Source organism: Thermoflexus sp. (genome assembly GCF_025055495.1).
Classification (GTDB): domain Bacteria; phylum Chloroflexota; class Anaerolineae; order Thermoflexales; family Thermoflexaceae; genus Thermoflexus.
The window spans coordinates 1-2051 of sequence record NZ_JANWXB010000116.1; the positions used below are offsets into that span (position 1 = coordinate 1).

Here is a 2051-nt window from a genome sequence, read left to right on the forward strand (position 1 = left end):
CGGTGTGGGGGCCTTTGGCCCCCCAAAGATTTTTTCTCCCCCCTCCCCACGGCTCCCTGGGCCGCGAGGAGAGGAAAAGGGGGGGAGGGGCCATTCCCTTAAACCCCCAGTTGATCGCCGGACAAAGCACGAGCCCCCCCATCACCCATCCCTGCAATCGCTATAGAAAGCGCAACCCGTCATCCGTTGCAAGCCAGCGCTGTCTTCATGCCAGGCCGACCGCAAAGCCAGTAAACATTAAATCCCCGCACATCGCAACAAGAAAAAGACGTTTGCGGGCAATCCCCTTCGGCGGACCGCCTGCGAGCTCCCTTGGGAGCCAGGGGCAACTCCGGCGGATTCGAAACCTCAGGGACTCGCCGACCTCGCCCCTCGATCGCGCCCGCACAAGCTGAGTTAAAATGTAGAGCGCACCCAGGGGAGGAGACAGCTATGATGGAAACCGGACAGCGGAAATCACAGGAAGAACGGGTCCGGCTTCATGCCATCGTGCATGGGATCGTTCAGGGAGTGAACTTTCGATATTACACCCGGCTGCGGGCGGAGACCCTTGGTCTGAGCGGCTGGGTGGCCAATCGTTCGGATGGCACCGTGGAGGTGGTGGCGGAAGGACCACGATCGGCTGTAGAGGCCCTGCTTCAGTTCCTGCAACAGGGTCCGCCAGCCGCTCGCGTGGATTATGTGGAAACCTACTGGGAGAGGCCCACTGGTGAATTCCGGGGATTTCGTATCCGCTACGAGGTGGACTGAGGCGCAGGTGCAGCGCCTGGCCTGGATCACTCTTTTGCTTTCCTTCGCTGCCTGTGTGGGGCTCAGCATCCTGGTCCCATGGCAGATCCTGACCTATTTTCGCACCTCCCATATCGGCACGCAGGCCCGGGTCGCAGCCCTCTCCGGGATCCTCCGTCTCGAGAATCCAGAGAGAGAGCCGGTGGCGATCGCGCCCGGCGCCTCGTATTCCAAGCTGGTGGAAGGCGATCTTTTGATCACCGACGCCCAATCCCAGGGGCTGGTGATCTTCTCCGAGCCTTTGTTTTCCGCGCCCCGGGATCTTGCGGCCGTCCAGATCTATCCGAACACCCAGGTGGAGGTGCGACGCGCTCGCTACCCTCGTTTTGAGATCAGCCCGGAACCAGCGCGCCTCACCCTGTATGTTCGCGCCGGCCGAATCCGGGTGACCCGTCTCGAGGGCCGTCGAGCGCTCGAGCTCGTGATCCAGACCCCCCATGGGCAGGCGGAAATGATCTCCGGAACGCTGGCCGTGGAAGTTCAGAACGACCGAACAGATTTCACCATGCGCTCCGGTGAAGCTCGGGTGGGAAATTCCACCGGAATCCAAACCCTGCGGAGCGATCAACGGGCGCGGATTGGGCTGGACGGCCGGGTGGCGGGGCCGCTGGGGGCCGGGCGGAATCTGCTACCGGACCTCTTCCAGATGCCACTACCTGTGCGCAATGTCGATGAGCCCATTCCGCCCTATCAATGGGCTGTTTTCACCTTCGCGAAGCAACCCGGCGAGAGCCAAGGGAATGTGGCCCAGACCTCGGAAGCGGGTCGTCGCGTGCTCGCGATATCTCGCACCGGATTCGATCACGCCCAAACCGGGGTCTTCCTGGTCCTCAATCAGGATGTGCGGGATTTCCGCTCGCTTCAACTGCACATCACGCTAAAGATCCTTTTCCAGGATGTTGCAGTATGCGGGGTGGTGGGGACCGAATGCCCTCTGATGATCCGCCTGGAATACAAAGACATCTATGGCATCGATCGCCAATGGTTGCAGGGCTTTTACGCCGTCGGAGAAGTGACTCCGCAAACCCCCGAGAGCTGCCTCCCCCAGGTTTGCCCGCCTCCTTATAACGTGCATATCCGGGTTCCTCTTGGAGAGTGGTATACGTTTGATTCCGGGAACCTGATGGAATCGCTGCAAGCCATCGGGGCGCCTCCGGCTACGCTCACCCGTCTGCGCATCTATGCTTCCGGCCACAGCTATTCGGTGCTGTTTTCAGAGCTGGAGCTGATTGGCGAGGAATAGTGGAAGATTCGTCTGGGGG

Annotated in this window: 2 protein-coding genes; both read left to right on the plus strand. The window is 61.0% G+C overall.

Features of this window, described 5'->3' with window-relative positions; translation table 11 throughout:
* Nucleotides 1-432: 432 nt before the first annotated feature.
* A complete protein-coding gene (locus tag NZM16_RS03875) occupies nt 433-750 on the plus strand; it encodes an acylphosphatase (protein ID WP_295478694.1) in 318 nt (105 codons plus the stop codon).
* A 7-nt stretch (nt 751-757) separates the two neighbouring features.
* Nucleotides 758-2032, plus strand: coding sequence for a hypothetical protein (locus NZM16_RS03880; protein ID WP_295451215.1), 1275 nt, complete (start codon nt 758-760; stop codon nt 2030-2032).
* The last annotated feature ends 19 nt before the right edge of the window (nt 2033-2051 follow it).